This window comes from Anaerotignum propionicum (assembly GCF_024461735.1).
Taxonomy (GTDB): domain Bacteria; phylum Bacillota; class Clostridia; order Lachnospirales; family Anaerotignaceae; genus Chakrabartyella.
Genome location: NZ_JANGAD010000005.1, coordinates 193,395 through 210,613, shown reverse-complemented (window position 1 = coordinate 210,613; position 17,219 = coordinate 193,395). Strand labels below are relative to the sequence as shown.

General features: G+C 34.2%; 17 protein-coding genes. 4 read left to right on the top strand and 13 right to left on the bottom strand.

Going from position 1 to position 17,219, the window contains the following annotated elements; translation table 11 throughout:
- Positions 1-25: 25 nt before the first annotated feature.
- Positions 26-1,261 carry an OFA family MFS transporter gene (locus tag NE558_RS08745; protein ID WP_256149641.1) on the bottom strand — a complete coding sequence of 412 codons (1,236 nt, stop codon included), beginning with the start codon at positions 1,259-1,261 and terminating at the stop codon, positions 26-28.
- 191 nt (positions 1,262-1,452) lie between these two features.
- On the opposite strand from NE558_RS08745, the gene NE558_RS08740 reads away from it, so the two are divergent.
- Positions 1,453-1,989, top strand: coding sequence for a PadR family transcriptional regulator (locus NE558_RS08740; RefSeq protein ID WP_256149639.1), 537 nt, complete (start codon positions 1,453-1,455; stop codon positions 1,987-1,989).
- Positions 1,990-2,546: 557 nt separating this feature from the next.
- Here the strand turns inward: NE558_RS08740 and NE558_RS08735 are convergent.
- Positions 2,547-3,896, bottom strand: coding sequence for an FAD-binding oxidoreductase (locus tag NE558_RS08735; RefSeq protein WP_256149638.1), 1,350 nt, complete (start codon positions 3,894-3,896; stop codon positions 2,547-2,549).
- A 388-nt stretch (positions 3,897-4,284) separates the two neighbouring features.
- Here NE558_RS08735 and NE558_RS08730 point away from each other — a divergent pair, with 388 nt between their 5' ends.
- Entirely contained in the window at positions 4,285-5,148 is an 864-nt protein-coding gene (locus NE558_RS08730) for a MurR/RpiR family transcriptional regulator (protein ID WP_256149636.1), read from the top strand.
- Between the two features lie 102 nt (positions 5,149-5,250).
- On the opposite strand, the gene NE558_RS08725 is transcribed toward NE558_RS08730, so the two are convergent.
- The 3 genes from NE558_RS08725 to NE558_RS08715 all read right to left on the bottom strand — a co-directional run bounded on the left by NE558_RS08725 (position 5,251) and on the right by NE558_RS08715 (position 8,731).
- Positions 5,251-6,474 carry a dicarboxylate/amino acid:cation symporter gene (locus NE558_RS08725; protein WP_256149635.1) on the bottom strand — a complete coding sequence of 408 codons (1,224 nt, stop codon included), beginning with the start codon at positions 6,472-6,474 and terminating at the stop codon, positions 5,251-5,253.
- 21 nt (positions 6,475-6,495) lie between these two features.
- Positions 6,496-7,785, bottom strand: a complete 1,290-nt coding sequence (locus NE558_RS08720; RefSeq protein ID WP_256149634.1) for an aminotransferase class V-fold PLP-dependent enzyme — start codon at positions 7,783-7,785, stop codon at positions 6,496-6,498.
- A 442-nt stretch (positions 7,786-8,227) separates the two neighbouring features.
- A complete protein-coding gene (locus tag NE558_RS08715; RefSeq protein ID WP_256149633.1) occupies positions 8,228-8,731 on the bottom strand; it encodes an SLOG family protein in 504 nt (167 codons plus the stop codon).
- A 129-nt stretch (positions 8,732-8,860) separates the two neighbouring features.
- On the opposite strand from NE558_RS08715, the gene NE558_RS08710 reads away from it, so the two are divergent.
- On the top strand, positions 8,861-9,112 hold the full coding sequence (locus NE558_RS08710; RefSeq protein WP_312060244.1) for a helix-turn-helix domain-containing protein: 252 nt from the start codon (positions 8,861-8,863) through the stop codon (positions 9,110-9,112).
- Positions 9,113-9,228: 116 nt separating this feature from the next.
- On the top strand, positions 9,229-9,522 hold the full coding sequence (locus NE558_RS14765) for a helix-turn-helix domain-containing protein (protein ID WP_420314589.1): 294 nt from the start codon (positions 9,229-9,231) through the stop codon (positions 9,520-9,522).
- A 184-nt stretch (positions 9,523-9,706) separates the two neighbouring features.
- Here the strand turns inward: NE558_RS14765 and NE558_RS08705 are convergent, their stop codons facing one another.
- The 8 genes from NE558_RS08705 to NE558_RS08670 form a co-directional block, all read right to left on the bottom strand.
- Positions 9,707-10,798 (bottom strand): sensor histidine kinase, encoded by a 1,092-nt coding sequence (locus tag NE558_RS08705; RefSeq protein ID WP_256149631.1) that lies wholly within the window; start codon positions 10,796-10,798, stop codon positions 9,707-9,709.
- Complete coding sequence (locus NE558_RS08700; RefSeq protein ID WP_256149630.1) at positions 10,795-11,478, bottom strand: response regulator transcription factor; 684 nt, start codon at positions 11,476-11,478, stop codon at positions 10,795-10,797. Before NE558_RS08700 ends, NE558_RS08705 begins: the two co-directional genes overlap by 4 nt.
- Positions 11,479-11,737: 259 nt before the next feature.
- Positions 11,738-12,295, bottom strand: coding sequence for a class I SAM-dependent methyltransferase (locus tag NE558_RS08695; protein WP_256149629.1), 558 nt, complete (start codon positions 12,293-12,295; stop codon positions 11,738-11,740).
- A gap of 330 nt (positions 12,296-12,625) precedes the next feature.
- On the bottom strand, positions 12,626-13,564 hold the full coding sequence (gene fba / locus NE558_RS08690; protein ID WP_256149628.1) for a class II fructose-1,6-bisphosphate aldolase: 939 nt from the start codon (positions 13,562-13,564) through the stop codon (positions 12,626-12,628).
- A 21-nt stretch (positions 13,565-13,585) separates the two neighbouring features.
- Complete coding sequence (locus NE558_RS08685) at positions 13,586-14,299, bottom strand: FadR/GntR family transcriptional regulator (RefSeq protein ID WP_256149627.1); 714 nt, start codon at positions 14,297-14,299, stop codon at positions 13,586-13,588.
- Between the two features lie 114 nt (positions 14,300-14,413).
- Positions 14,414-15,379: a 6-phosphofructokinase gene (gene pfkA, locus NE558_RS08680; RefSeq protein ID WP_256149626.1), complete on the bottom strand. Its 966-nt coding sequence runs from the start codon at positions 15,377-15,379 to the stop codon at positions 14,414-14,416.
- Positions 15,380-15,451: 72 nt separating this feature from the next.
- Positions 15,452-16,210 carry an SDR family NAD(P)-dependent oxidoreductase gene (locus NE558_RS08675; protein WP_256149625.1) on the bottom strand — a complete coding sequence of 253 codons (759 nt, stop codon included), beginning with the start codon at positions 16,208-16,210 and terminating at the stop codon, positions 15,452-15,454.
- A 71-nt stretch (positions 16,211-16,281) separates the two neighbouring features.
- Positions 16,282-17,217 (bottom strand): transketolase family protein, encoded by a 936-nt coding sequence (locus tag NE558_RS08670; protein WP_256149624.1) that lies wholly within the window; start codon positions 17,215-17,217, stop codon positions 16,282-16,284.
- Positions 17,218-17,219 lie beyond the last annotated feature (2 nt).

Here is a 17,219-nt window from a genome sequence, read left to right as displayed (position 1 = left end):
TTTTATGCTCCTTTATCAAATTATTTTAGTTTACTTGCTTCTTCTTAACAAATCTATATACAAAAGTTAACATAAGGCCTGCCACGCATAACGCACACGAAATAAGGAAAGCACGCTGGTAAGCACCGTCTGTTGCATACACGTTTCTCATTACTGTTGGGCCAAAATAACCCGCAAGTGCAAAACCGATAAACATAATCCCGAAATTCACACTATTGTTTCTAGGTCCAAATTGATCAGCAGTAAAGCCTGGGAAAACGCCCATAAAAGAGCCAAAGCTAATGCCAACAACAGAAATCCCTGCATAAAAGTACATAATGTTTCCTTCTGATGTTAAGTATAAAAGAATTAATCCAATAACAGAAAGTACACAAGCAACAGCTAAAGTGTTAATTCTACCGATTTTATCGGAAATATATCCTGCAGAAATACGACCTGCTACGTTAAATAATGCTAAGACAGATACTGCTGTACTTGCAGCCAATGCTGACATACCAACTAAGTTTTTAGCAACTGCAGATGTTTGAGATATAATCATCATGCCTGAGAATGCTCCACATGTTAAAAGTAGTAACATGATATAAAAGATTGGGCTTTTCAGCATTTCCTTCCAATCCTTATTGACACCGCCCAAACCAGCATTTGTTGCTGGAGGTGTCCAGCCTTCAGGAACAAATCCTTGTGGACATGGAATGATTGTTAATGCACTTACACAAACAACAACGAGGAACACACCACCAACAGCCTTAAAAGCAACCGTTGCATCAGAAGCATTCACAATGAGTGTAATAATTGGAGGAAGTATTACAGAACTAAATCCATAAACTGCAGTAGTAATACCACCAATCAAGCCTCTCTTATCAGGGAAAAACTTAATACAGCTGCTGATTGTGGAACCATAAGCCATACCTAAGCCTAAGCCTGAGATCAATCCATAAGATACAATTAAGAAATTTACACTTGTTGCGAACCCTGAAATTACCATACCGCCACCAAACATAAGTCCACCAACGAGTATAACGTTTTTGGGGCCAAATTTGTCATTAAACCAGCCACCTGTAATCATTGTGATAGGCCCAACGGAGTTAGCAATGGTATAAACGATTGCTAGATCACCTGTTGTTAGCTTTACACCAGTTGTATTGCTTAAAAAATCTGCCATTGATGAAGCAAAAACACTCCATGAATAGATAGAACCTAAGCAAAGATTGATTAAACAGCATGCTAACAAAATAACCCATCTTCTTTTTGTTAAATTCATTTTAAAACCTCCCTTTTAATTTGATTATTATTTGACAAAATAGTAACATGTAATTATAAACATGTCAATGTATACATGTTATAAAATAAACGTTTAAAAATTGTTAACTAGTAACAAGAGCTATTGGAATATCCGGCTTTTTGTGATAGAATTTTGAATAACTATAATTGAAAAGAAAGAGAATGATAAATATGAGAACCTTAAAATATGCTCTATTAGGGCTTTTAAATCAACAAAGCATGACTGGATACCAGCTCATGAAACATTTTGAAACAACCCTTCGTGAATTCTGGTCAGCTAATCATAGTCAGATTTATCCTGAATTAAAGAGATTGACCGAAGAAGGAATGATTGAATATGAAATAGAAATTTCAGGAACTGTCTTGGAAAAAAAACTTTATACAATAACAAAAGCAGGCCGAGAAAGCTTTTTAGAATGGCTTTCTTGTGATGCTCCAATCGGTGATACCCCTAAAGATGTCTTTCGATTACGGGTTTTTTATTCCAGTAGTCTGCCTGAACACGAAAGACTGGAACTCTTGGAAAATCATTTAGTAAGGCATCAAGCAAGATTAAATCATCTTAAAAACAATCAAAAGAAATTTGATTGTATCCCTGATAAATCTACAAATGAATTTGGTGATTACTTGGTTTTAATGGGGGCTATCATGCGTGAGGAAATGACTTGTGAATGGATAAAAAAATGTATAGATTTATGCAAACTATAATAATTAAATGTGATGACAATTTATAAGACTTATTATAGATAGTTTGTTATTAATTGTTATTTTTCATAATTCACAAACATTCTACTTCAGACTATTACTCTGAATCCTAAATAAATGAGGGCCTATCAGCCAATCACAAAAAGACAACCATTAAATGTAAAAATATCTTTTCCATGGATCTGAAATACAAGTTTCTGCTAACCCACGAATGAAAGAAAAGATTACAAAATTAGTTGAGACCCTGATATTGAGAACAATGTAATAAGACCTAATCCCCAAAATCAGGATTAGGTCTGTTTTTGTATGAAATATGTCAGACAATTTGTCTGCGCACTTCCAATTTAGGTTCCTATAATTTTCGTGGTAGTAGTTAACCTCATGTCTATCTTAATTCTCTGTCAAATTTCAACTTTCTGCAGAAATCTGGCTTTAAGAAGACGTTGTAGTAAATTTTTAGTTTTTTCAATTCTACATCTACCTTCAAACAGCAGTTTCTTAAAATACTTTTAACCAAAATTCTGTTCACGAAAAGGTTTTATACAACTTATATATCACTTTTAGTCACAAAATTCAGGTGGTATGCTTTGGGGATAATGAAAAACGTTCATAGGGTCATATTTGGCCTTAATGTGGGTCAATCGTTCAAAATTGCAGCCATAGTATTCCTCTGGCCAATTTTCAATCTGCAAATCAGGGGTATTAACATACACGCCCCATGTGTAAGGATGCATAGCTTTACGGAAATCCTCCACCCATCGAATACCCTGTGCCGCTCCCTCTGGAGCATCCCATGTAGCCCATGGAGACATATTTGAAAGCGCTTTGCGATAAAAATACGCTGTCTCCGTATTCCCTATTTCTGCTACTGCCCCACCCAACCCATGAAATAGTACAGAGGCTGTAAAGCTTGATGGAGCTTCACGAATGAAATACGCGATAATATCTATTGCTTTATCAGGTAATAACTGCTCAATAAAAGGCCCCACGCTCTTGAAGGACTCCGGTGTATCCGGCTGGGTAGCTCCTATTCGAGCCGCCGCTTCAAGCCATGGCATTTCTTCGATGGTAACCTCTTTTGGTGGACTGGACATAAGCAGTGGTTGTAGCAAATATCTCAGCTCATTCTCTGAACCAAGAAAAACTCCTTGCATAAACAATTGTGGCTGCTGACCCGAAACAATGGAAAGCAATGGCGTAATTCTCTGGTCGGCACATGGTAGTGTATATTGCTGCCATTCCCGCAGAACCGATTTTAGATCTTGAATCTCCCAATCAATCCGTGCATAAGCCACCGTATCAATATGGTGCGTTCGGAAACGGAAAGAAGTACAAACACCAAAGTTGCCTCCACCGCCTCCACGCAATGCCCAGAATAAATCACAATTCTGTCTATCATTTGCATAAAGTACATAGCCATTTGCATCGACCATCTCCACCTCAACCAAGCTGTCAATGGCTAATCCCCATTGCCGAGACAGACTGCTTTGTCCACCACCTAGCGTGAATCCTGCAATTCCAGTGGTAGGACATAGTCCGGGCGGTACCACCAGACCTTCCTTTCCTAATACTTCTGCCAGTTCAAAATCACGCAGTCCTGTCTGCACTGTGACAATGCCAGACTCGCTATCAAGATCAACTTGCTTCATCTCACTGACATCAATAACGATACCGGCGTCAAGCACTGATAGCCCTTCGTAGTTATGACGACCAGATCGTACACGGATTGGCACATCTCTCAATCGTGCCCAGCGTATGGCATTCGTTACATCCTGCGTTTCTCTTGCAAATACAATAACCAATGGAAATCTATTAAAAAAAGTATTAAATTCACTGCGAGCCTGATTATATTGTGGATCGTTAGGAAAAACAATACGTCCAGTTAATTCCGGCTCTTTATCATAATTCATGCAAACAACTCCTCGTTTGAAATTCAGATTATATAGGCGATTTACTAGTAAGACTTGCAATATGCTTACTTCATATTATGTAGCAATATACAATAATTCTACAATTCTCTCACCCACCAATGCTGCCATATCCCTTTACTATTAGTATTTATATAATTAAAGTGGACACGACTGTGAACGCTTGTTATAATTTAGCAATTGGCGACCCATGCCTATAGGCTAATGCACCTTGAAGCTTAAATTCTCACAAGAATTTATTTAATCTTTTAATCAACGAAACTAATCTAAATCAGAATAAAAACTGCATCTATTTTATAAATCACTTCAGAATTTTGACGCAAACCTTTTTTTTTGATATAATTAGAATTATTTTATAGGAGTGACTGTTATGATACCTGAATTTCAGGAATTAGTGAAAAATGCAAAACTAACTAAAAAAGAACGATTAGTTGCTGATTATGTATTGGCAAATTTCAAAGATGCTTGCTTTATAACTTCAACATCACTGGCAAAAACCCTTGAAATTAGTCACTCATCTATTATTCGCTTTAGCCGTGCCCTAGGTTTTTCCGGCTATTCAGAATACCAACAAACGATCCGAAAATATTACAATAACTATATTTCCTCCCTTGGTGATTCTGCGAATATTCCTACTTTCAAATTGGCAAAAACTGCTGATTTGCTGCCTCAAAGATCCATTCGGGATGACATATCTATCATTACACAAGATAATATTAAATCTGCCATACTCAATAATTCAGATGAGCTCTTTGCCAAGGCAAGCGAAAAAATTATTCAGTCCAGAACGAAATATATTGTTGGAAATAGAGGAAACCATTGTGTAGCGTCTTTTCTTTCTGTTATTTTAAAGGATACTTTGCCTTACGTTTTTGCAGAACCATCGGGAAGTTGTAACACCTTTGATTTTTTAAGTGATATTGGTAAAAATGATTGTTTAATAGTCATAAGCTACCCAAGGTATTCGGAGTTGACACGTCTTGCGGCAGAATTGGCCTATAAAAAAGGAGCAGCCGTTATCGTTCTTACAGATACACCTACTGCTCCCCTTGCGCAATACGCCACATTCCTTTTTACACACACTGTAAATTCTATTAGCTTTTTTAATTCTATGATACCTTCATTGTATACCGCAGAAGTCCTTGCTACCTATATCTGCAAAAAAATAGGCAAACAAAATACAGAAAAACTTCAACTAATTGATGAGTATACATCCAAATTGAAACTTTACTAATTATTTTTCAATATTAAAAACTGCACTTTGTTTGCAAAGTGCAGTTTTTAGAATACAAGCTTTCTATTTTAATTCCATACTTATACTTAATTGATTAATTGATTAACTATTTTCAAATACCTCTTTATCTAACTTGCCAAGAGAGTTTGCTACCAAGGTAGTACCTGCCAAGTCACTCACATTGTTAAGAACCGTATGTGCAGGGTCAATGGTTGGCCATATAGCAGCAAGAATCGGTATTAAGCTTAGTGGCATACCAAGAGATTCCAATAAAACTGTGGACATAACAATACCCGCACCCTTTACGCCTGCAGCGCCTACAGATAAAATAATTCCTAAGAAAACAAATTGAATAATCCTGGAAAATGTAACATCAAAACCATAAAGATTAGAAGCGAATATACAGCAAAGTCCAACAAATAAGGCAAAACCATTCATGCCGCAGGTATTTCCCAACGGAAGTGTAAAACCATAAATATTTTCAGGTACACCCAGTTTTTCTTCGGCAACTTTAATGGATACAGGAAGTGTTGCCGCTGATGATGTTGTTGTAACAGCAACCAACATGGGCTCTGTAATTTTCTTCATAAACTTGAAAGGGTTTAAACCTGCCAACACCTTAATAATAAAGGGATAGAGTACAAACAAAATTAATAATGCACAAACATTATCTGTTATTAAGAATGTAATGACTTCCTTCATTGTGGCACCACTAACCGTATTTACCATTGTTGCCATCAAAGATGCAATGCCGATAGGAGAAACTTCCATTACATAGGCAGTGATTTTAAGCATTGCTTCACTTCCCTGATCAATACCGGAAACAAAACCCTTTACTTTATCTCCTAATGAAAGTAACGCAACTCCTAAGAAAATAGCAAATACAATAATTTGCAGCATATTTGCAGTAGCCATTGCGTTAACAACATTATCCGGTACCCAAGATACTACGTTGTCGATAAAATTATAAGAAACACTTTCAACTTGTGCTTCAGTATTTAGAAACTCAGTTGTTCCAGTTCCAGGTTTCACAATCAAGCCCGCGATTACACCAACAGAGGCTGATAAACCTGATGTGATTAAAATATATAATACAAATCGTAATCCAACGGTACGAAGCTGTTTTACATCTCCCATTTTACATACGCCGCTGGTAATACTAAAAAACACCAATGGTACAATCAACATTTTTAGTAAACGCAAAAATACAGTTCCTAATGGAGAAATAATCTCAGCAGCTCTTGGAGAAATAAATCCGATTGCCAAACCAATTGCAATACCTATTAATATCTTTTTTCCTAACGACATTTTTTTAAAAAAATCCATCAGTAATCCCCCAGTTCTATCTTAGCACTTATATTCGTCAGCAATTTCTTTGGTTATCTTTAAAAATTGGTCAATATCATCAATACCTTGACAATGCATGGGTGATACACGAATCGCACCCTCCAAACCTAATGCTTCAACAATTCGCTTAGAGTATACACTGGTGTTAATTCGCTCGTATACAGTAATCCCCCTCTTTTGATATTCAGCTACACATTCTGTAAAGCCAATACCATCAATTCCAATTGCAGCAATTAAGTCTCGGTTGCTGATATCCTGAGTATCCACATAAACATGTACACCTTCAATTTCCCTCAAACCGGGAACTTCTTTTGTACCATCCAGCATGCGGCTTAACAACGCTCTTTCCTGTAAATGAATACGATGCATTCCCGCTTTAAAAACTTCTCTTTTGTCTGAAGAATTGCAGTCCTCTTTACCTATCTCACAAACATATTTTATAACTTCCATCATTGCCGCAAAGTTACCTGGGGCAGAGGTGCCAAGCTCCCATACGTTTTCATCTTTCGCGAGGAGCTTGTGATGTCTCATTGTCGCAACTCGATCAGATACATAAGCAAATCCACATCCTCTTACACCAAAAAACTTATATGGCGCAAAATTCATAGCATCCACACCCAGAGCCTCTACGTCCATTACCGCATGTGGTGCATGTTGTACTGCATCGCTGATAATATAAATATCTGGATTCACTTCTCTAGCCCTTCTTACAATTTCAGCAATGTCCATAATATTCCCAGAAATATTAGAAGCAGACATAATACTTAATACACATGTATCCTTGTCTACATATTTCATTACTTCATCTGGATCAATGCCACCTGATTTTTTATTGGCAGGTACTACCCTGAACTCTCGCCCTGTTTTTTCGCAATAGTATTGCATAGCGTCATATGCAGAAGGATGCTCTATAGAAGAAGTAACAGCATTAGAGCCCCATTTCACATTTTCCATTATCGTTCCTACGGCTTGAAACATAGTTTGAGAAGCAGTTAACTCTGTTATTAAGGCACCGCTTTTCGCCCCAAATACAATTTCCAATATGTCTTTTGTCCCTTGCTCAACCAAACCTTTTAAGTATAAAGAACGTTCGTGAATTCTCTCTGGACAATCAGGAAACATCTCTAAGGAACACTTTACATCTACTGCTTTTTTTAATCTTAATGATCCGCCTGAATTATCCAAAAAAATTCTTTTCCCATGCTCTGGATCAGCATCGGCATAAAAAAACATCTCTTTTAAATTTTCTTGGTATGATTTTTCAAATAAAATTCCTTTTTCTTGATTCATTTTTTATCTCCTTTTATTGAACAAATGATCTAAAGCCCTACGAATCCCATCTTCACCATCCTTTTCTTAAAATTGAAAAATTAATGGAAATCAACTATTAAATATTTTGTTCTTAATTATTCAGTTAACAGAAAAAATATTCTTAATTATTTATATCACAACAAGAATTCAAAGACAATATACAAAACGAACAAAAATATTTATTTTAATTTGTATATAAATATTTTTATTCATTTTTACATTATTTTAAATTTTTCTATTTTTATTATTTCATTTAACTTTTAGAATGGTGCAATTTGTTTTATGGCAAATTTTCAAAATCCTCCCCTTCCAAGGATATCAAAGACTTCACCTTTTTCGTTTGTAGGATTCATGATTGTTACTCTTCTTTTCCCTCTTTCTTTTGTAAATAAAAAAGAGTCACCTTTGTGACTCCAATTTATTAGGTTTCATATAGATTTATTATTTGTACTTTGTTTTTCTCTGCATATTTTACAGTGTAGGGGGTGCCTTTACTACCATCAAAATAACAAATCATTTTACTGCTATTGTCCACCATATATCGGTCTCTCCTGTGAAAACAGCCTTGATGATATTTCGCATTTAAGATAATCACCTCATCGCACTGAGCAAGAGTAGCAAAATATAGTTCTCGGTTCACTTCGTTCCAATTTTTTGGCTGTTCTTCGTAGGGAACTACTGCAATGAGCTTTATTACCCTTGGCTCTAATATATGTATCACTCGTTTTCGCATAAGCACAATTTCTGCACACAGTAAATCGAATCCATAACACGCTCCAAAGTAAAACGTGTCTGCTCCTTCTTTAATTGCTTTATCAATTTGCTCCCTTATTCTAAATTTTAATTTTTGCATTTTATCTTTGTTTTTTGGAAGACTTTGTTTGCTATTACCGCTAAAACTTAACGAATTTTTTTTAAAAACCATAATTACGCCTCCTATTATTCGGTATTCCGAATATAAGTATACGCTATTTGTAATAATAAAGTCAACGGTATTCCGAATTACTCCTACTATTGTATATGGGATAATATTATCGGAATACCGATTATCGAGGTGATTATTTTGGAAGAATCAAAGTTAATAATAGATAGAATAAATGCTTTATGCTATGAACGAGGTATTACTGTTGGTAGACTTTGTACCATGTCTGGTGCTACGGGTTCTACTATAAATGATATAATGAATGGTGTAACTAAAAACCCTGGTGTATTTACAATTAAAAAATTGTGTGATGGTCTGGGAATAACCCTTAGTGAATTTTTTGATACTGTTGAATTTAAAAATTCCGAACCTGTTGTTAAATAAGTTATACTCTCACAAAAATTTCTTTTTAGGCATTGTATCAATAACGAAGGGAAAGATGGTGAATATGCAAAGATTAAAACAACTGCGAGAGGCTAAGAATATGACTCAAGTTCGCCTTGCCCCTTGGCATAGAAGTTGGAGTATCACAAGAAACAATTAGCGGATATGAAATTGATAAAGCTGTACCTCCTGCTGATATGCTAGTAAAACTTGCTGATTGTCTTAACACTTCTGTTGATTATCTTCTTGGTAGAACCGACATTAAAGATTTCAAACTTTTAAGCAAATCCGACTTAAGCCAAGCTGAACTGGAACTTTTTTTTGAATTTAGAAAAACTAACAGAAACCAAAAAGGAACGGGTAATTGGCTTTATCAACGGTCTAGCAGAATAGAAATGAGATATCCATAAAATCAATCAAGGAAAGCAAAAAATAAGGAATACTACCCTTAGATATTAAAAAGGAATACTAAAAACTCTTATTTTTTAGTATTCCCTGTAATATTTATTCTTTTTAATGTGTTGGCATTTTATTTTGAAAAGTTGCTATTGAATACCTCTGAATCAAAGAGAATCCTTAGGAATTCATAAGATTTCATAAGGTGAGCTTGTCCCTTACCTTAGGTAATTCAATGTTAAAACATATTTTATTTCCATTGCATTCCGCCCATATCTTTCCCCCATGAAGTTCAATAATTTTCTTAGAAATAGGAAGACCTAGTCCAGAACCCTCTTGTTCAGCATTTCTTGATTTATCGATTCTATACATTTCATCAAATATCTTCAACAAATCATCTTTACTAATATTATGACCCTCATTCATGAAAGAAAGCTTAATATTTTCATCATCTTCCCCCATTATAATTTTAAAAGTTGAGTTTCTATAACTATATTTTTCAGCATTTTTCAAAAGATTCTCAATAACTCTAATAAATTTTTGTACATCAATTTCACATATCAGTTCATTCTTATCACATTCTATTTCAACTTTTATATCCTTTTCAGAAAAAAACAAGACATACTCCCCGACTATTTGATTTACTAAAATGGCCACATTAAATGAAACTTTGTTTAATTTCATATAGTTGTTTGAAAGCTTAGTATATTCAAAAAGTTCTTCAATTAACTTACTTAGATTTTTACTTTTTTCATAAGCGATTTCCAAAAACTCCTGTTGGTTTTTTTCAAAGCTATCTTTTCCATTATTAAGAAGTTCCAAATATCCAATGATAGATGTTAGAGGTGTTTTTAAATCATGTGAAATAGCAACAATTAACTCATTTTTTGCTTCTTCTTGCTTTCTCTCTTTTTCATAATTTTCTTTTAGTCTCTCTGACATTGTATTTATATCATAAGCTAACTGAGAAATTTCGTCATTGCCTTTTACCTCTATAGGGTTTAAATATTGCTGTGTGTTTATATTTGTGACACTATTACTAATGTACTTTAAGTATTTAATCCTACTATTAATTGCAATCAAAAAAATCGCTGCAAAAACCACCAATTCTAAAACGAAACTCCCAATCGCTATTAAAGCTCCATATTTCTGGTAAAACTCAACATTGTCACCAACGATCTGATTAATCATACTAATAACTGAAGCAAAAAAAATAAGACTTATAATAATATCAATAGGAATTAGTATCAGTAATTTTATTGCGACTTTGTTGATTATCCTTTTCCTCATATCTTATATCCGACTCCCCAAACGGTTTTCACAAACTTAGGATTCTTAGGATCTAATTCGATTTTTTGTCTAAGATTAGTAATATGAACCACAATAGAAGTATCTGATACTGCAAAATTCTCATTCCAAATAGTCTCATATAATCTCTGAACTGAAAAAACCACTCCTCTGTTTTTAGCTAGACACTCTAAAATATCAAACTCCTTTGGCGTAAGCTTTATTTTATCACCTCTGACTATAACTTCGTGAGAATCAAAATTTATAGTTAAATCGTCAATTGTAATACTATTGGTGTTTTGAGAATCTAAATTAAACTTTTTATATCTTCTAAGTTGAGCCTTTACTCTAGCTATAACTTCCAAAGAACCAAAAGGTTTAGTAATATAATCATCAGCACCTACCGTTAGCCCCTCAATTTTATGGATTTCCTCATCTTTTGCCGATAAAAAAATTATAGGCATAATATAGTTTTCTCTGATTTTCACACAAGTACTTATGCCATCTAAAATTGGCATCATTACATCTAAAATAACTAAATCAAACTTATTCTCATTAAGCATGATTAAAGCTTCTGCCCCATTGGAAGCTTCAAAAGCATTATATCCCTCATTTTCAAGATAAACTTTGATTAAATTCCTAATACTCTTATCATCGTCCACAACTAATATATTCGCTTCCAAAATATACTTCCTTTCTGAGAAAAAGCCTAGCCATTCCCAAACCTGTAATTTGGTAAAATGGAATCAGACTTATGAAACCTCATATTAAGCCAAAGGCTTATTCTTGACAAAACTATTGTGCTATAAAAAATGACACAATTCTGAAACATAACTGTAGATAAAATCAACTTGTTGAAAAACAATGAAATCAAAATACATGCCATAATGCTGATTACAAGAGTTCTCACATTTTTTATATTCTAATAGCTTGTACTAATAATTAGCTTTTACATTTTAGAACATATGCTGGCGGCAAGTTTAGAAACACCTTTTTCTTTTTAATTCTTTCAAAATACATTCGAAAAAGCCTCATTTTAAATAAGCTATACTGAAAAGTTATAAACTCACCATTTGATTTTAATATATCTTTCGTAATGTCTAATATTTTTTTACTCATAGCATCAGGTAAGCTTGCAAATGGAAGACCTGAAACAACGTAATCAACCTTATCAATATTATACTTATTCAAATATTTTTTTAAATTCTCCGCCGAATCATTTATAAGGATAAAGTTTTTCTCATGTTTAAATTTTTCTTTTAATAATCTATAAAAAACTGAATTGTACTCAATAGCTATAAATATAGTACTATCTTTCTTCTTATTCAATATCTTTTCTGTAAAAACTCCTGTTCCTGGACCATATTCAATAATACAGGTAGCATTAATAAAATTAATATCCTCAACCATCTTGCAAGCTAATTTCTCCGAGCTTGGCGCAATAGCACCTACTGTTCTTGGATTTTTAACGTATTGTTTTATGAAATATTTAACATCCATATTCTTATTTCCCCCCTACTTTAATATAAAAGTAGTATAAAATACAAATGTTAAGATTATACAAAGAAAACTATTAAGATTTATTTTTTTCTTTTGAAATCAATTAAAAGGCTATTTTTAAAATACTTAGAAACACCATTCATATTCTCAGGTCAATAAGTCACTTACTATTAATTATAGGCGAAGGAATAATCAATTGTGGTAAAATTTCTGTTACAAGAATTATCAAGGGTAAATGCAAATATCATTAATGAATAACAAAACGACATTGCATTAAAAAAGAGATAGGTCACTTTCGACCCATCTCTTAAATATTTATATAAGTTTTATTTATTGATCTTTACCTTCACTACCTAAAACATATCTAATTTTGTGCTGCACAACGTCTTTAACGTACTGTCTACCTACTGTTAAATATTGTCTTGGGTCGAATTCATCTTTTTTTTCAGCCATAAATTGTCTAATACCTGCTGTCATAGCCAGTCTTAAGTCTGAGTCGATGTTGATTTTACAAACAGCTGATTTAGCTGCTTGCCTTAACATTTCTTCTGGGATACCGATAGCATCTTTCAGCTGACCACCATTTGCTTGAATAATTTTAACGTATTCTTGGGATACAGATGATGCACCATGTAATACAATTGGGAAACCAGGAATTCTTCTTTCGATTTCTTCTAAGATATCAAATCTTAATTTGGGTTCTTGCCCTGGATGGAATTTAAAAGCACCATGGCTTGTTCCAATAGCGATTGCTAAAGAGTCAACGCCTGTTCTTTTTATGAATTCTTCAACTTCATCAGGTTTTGTAAATTTAGCATCTTCAGCTGCAACATTAACATCATCTTCAATTCCAGCAAGCTTACCAAGTTCGCCCTCAACAACAACACCATGAGCATGGGCATATTCAACCACTTGTTTTGTAAGTTTAATATTATCTTCAAATGAATGTTTAGAACCATCAATCATTACTGATGTGAAACCGCCATCGATACAGCTTTTGCAAATTTCAAAACCATCGCCATGATCAAGGTGAAGTGCTATTTGGATATCACTTTCTAACAATGTTGCTTCAACCAGTTTTATTAAATAATTATGTTTTGCATATTTTCTAGCACCAGCTGATACTTGCAAAATTACTGGAGATCTAAGTTCTGTTGCTGCTTCTGCAATACCTTGTACGATTTCCATGTTATTAACATTAAATGCACCAATTGCATATCCACCTGCATAAGCCTTTTTGAACATATCTGTTGTTGTTACTAACGGCATTTCATTTGCCTCCTTTTAAACTCATTTCCCCTGTTTATCATAAAAATAACTCTTAGGGACAACCTCTTCAATATTGTCTATATCTTTATTTTTTATAATATCGTAAATGTCTTTATGAACCTTTAATAATTCTTCTCCTTCTTTATTATTAATCATGAAAGTTACTGTTTTCAATCTCATGTCATGTGTCAGCGTACGAACAACGGAATTAATTTTATTTACGAGAGCATTATGTCCAATTTCAGAAACCGCTTCATGGAACTTATTATCGGCTTCAAAAGCATCTTTAATATTTCCACTTTCAATAGCCAATTGTAAAGCTTTATATTTATCTTCTAAAAGTTCCATATCTTTAGCTGTACTACTTTTAATTGCCAATTGCATAACGCCTTTTTCCATTAATTCACGCAATTCTTTGAGCTCGTTATATGAATCATCTTCATCAAGTATAATCCCATAAATCATAGGATCAATCATGCATTCAGAAAAACCTTTGCGCACAAATGTCCCTTCTGCTCTACGTATTTCTAAAACTCCAAGATAAACGAGAATTTTGATTGCTTCTCTAATAGAGTTTCTGCTAACACCTAGCGTTTCAGCAAACTCGTTTTCAGTTGGTATTTTATCTCCAGGTCTTAGTTCCCCTGATATCATAGCCTCTGTTATTCTATCAATTACTTGTTGCACGACTGATTGATTATCAATTGGAACTGAAAGTTTGTCCTTTTCTCCCATAATATCATCTCCGTTAATCATTATATTAAGATTATACACAAATAAACTTATTCAATCAACACAGGCGCACAATAAATATACATTTTTTATTCCATTCATATTTAGCCAAATTTCTTATCCTGAAATCTCCTTGCAAATTACCAAGTCATTAAAATCAATTGTTTTTTTCATTGAAAGAGCTTCTTCAATGTCATAGTCAATAATTTTACCTCTTTGATTTGCCACAACTCTATTGCCTCTATTATCTGCTAAAAGTTTAACTGCATAATTACCCATTCTTGTTGCATTTATTCTATCCATAACCGTAGGTGGACCACCTCTTTGAATATGTCCCAAAACAGTTGTACGAGCTTCCATTCCTGTTTTTTCTTTTATCATTGCAGCTAGTTCATGAATATTTATTCCAAAACCTTCTGAAACAACAATTATATTATGTCTTTTACCTTGCATTTTTCTTTGCAGGATATTTTTGCAAACTTCGTTTTCGATATCAGATTTATGTTCCGGCAATAAAACATCTGTGGCACCTGCCGCAAGGGAAACATCTAGTGCCAAAAAACCTGCCGCTCTACCCATAACTTCGATAATCGTACATTTTTCATGGCTTACCGCGGTATCTCTTAAACGGTCTATTGCTTCTAATGCAATATTACAAGCTGTATCAAAGCCTATTGTGTAGTCTGTGCATTCTATATCATTATCAATAGTTCCTGGAATACCTATTGTCAGCAATCCTAATGAAGATAACTTTTTTGCTCCTGCAAACGTACCATCTCCACCAATTACAATTAGTCCCTGAATGCCCAATTCTTCTGCTTTTTTTACAGCAATTTCAATATTTTTATCGTCGTAAAATCTCTTACATCTTGCTGTCCGAAGTATTGTTCCACCTGTTTGAATAATGCATGAAACGCTATGACTATCTAGCTTTATAACATCTTTTTCAAGGAGCCCATTATAGCCTCTTTTAATTCCAAGAACTTCAATTCCCATTGATAACGCTGTTCTCACAACTGCGCGAATTGCAGCATTCATTCCTGGTGCATCTCCACCACTTGTTAAAACTCCAATTCTTTTCATTTTGTCCCTCCTGTATATAATTCTAAAAAGGAGATATCTCCCAATATTAAAAGAATATTGGGAGGATATTTTTTAATCCATGTGGGAACCACCATTAATATCAATTTCTTCGCCTGTTATATAACCAGCTTCCTTTGATGCTAAAAATAAAATGGCAGATGAAACTTCACTTGTTTCACCAGGACGACCCATAGGGATACCTGCGATTACTTTATCTGCATCTTCTTTGGGAAGTGATTTCCATATCTCAGTGTTGATTAAGCCCGGGCATACGCTATTAATTGTAATGCCTTTATCAGAAATTTCTCTTGATAAGTTTTTAGAGAAACCAAGAACTGCCGCTTTTGATGCTGAATAATGAGCACCACCAAATATGCCGCCGCCTCTTTTACCAGAAACTGAAGATAAATTAACAATTCTACCATAACCAGCTTCTATCATAGGTTTCATGCAAGCTTGTGTGCAAAGGAATAAACCAAACATATTAACATTAAAAATTCTTGTAATATCTTCTAATGTCATGTCTGCAACTGTTACTTTTTGAGAAATACCAGCATTATTTACTAAGACATCAATTCTGCCATATTTATTCAATATAGTTTTCACCATGCTATCTACAGACTCTTTATTTGTAACATCAAGAGTGATACCAAAGGCTTTTCCCCCTTCTCCTTCAATAAACTGAACTGTATTATTTATGCCTTCCTGATTTATGTCAGCAATTACAACTGTAGCACCTTGCTTAGCAAAGTCACTTGCAATGATACGACCGATCCCCTTTTCAGAACCACTCCCCGTTACAATAACTACTTGATCATCAAAACGAAACATCTAAAACACTCCTTTTATTATTCAAAGTTATTCATCATACGTATAACGTAGGACATTATATAAGAAAAAAATTATTTGTTCATTTGAGTGGCAATTTCTACTAAATCTTCTACTGTGATACCATTCATTGCTAAAAGTCTTTCATAAGGCGCTGATTCACCAAATTGATCTTTTATACCAACTCTTTTTACCATGCCTTTTCCTCTTTCTGCAACAACCTCACTTACAGCGCTACCCAAACCGTTTAAAATATTATGGTCTTCAATGGTAATAATTTTACCAATTTCATTAATACAATTATTAACAATATCAACGTCTAGTGGTTTAATTGTATGCATATCAACTACTCTTGCGTTAATACCAATTTTAGCAAGCTCCTCAGCAGCTTTTAAACCGATAATTACCGTATCTCCATTTGCAATGATTGCAACGTCTTTACCATCTTTTAATAAGTTTGCTTTACCAATTTCAAATGTAGCATTTTCATCATAAATTACAGAAAGAGCATCTCTGGTAAAACGAAGGTAGCAAGGACCATACATTTCTGCTGATTTTTCAACCAATTTTTTAGCTGCAACATAATCAGCCGGCATAACAACAGTCATGTTAGGAATTGTACGAAGAACTCCCATATCTTCAATACTTTGATGGCTAGCACCATCATTTGCAGGTGTAACACCACCATGAGAGCAAGCGATCTTAACATTCAAGTTTGGATAGCAGATTTCTTGTCTAATCATTTCACACATTCGAAGCGAACCAAATACTGCGTATGTAACAACAAATGGAATTTTACCACAGGTAGCCATGCCGGCCGCAACGCCAGCACCACATTGTTCTGCTATACCAACGTTAATATGTTGCGCTGGTAATTCTTTTGCAAAAATAGTTGTTTTACATGACTTACCAATATCAACGTCAACTACACAAATACTTTTATTTTTTCTACCAAGTTCAACGATCATTTCTCCAAAACCATCTCTAGTTGCAATTTTTTTATCGTACATGA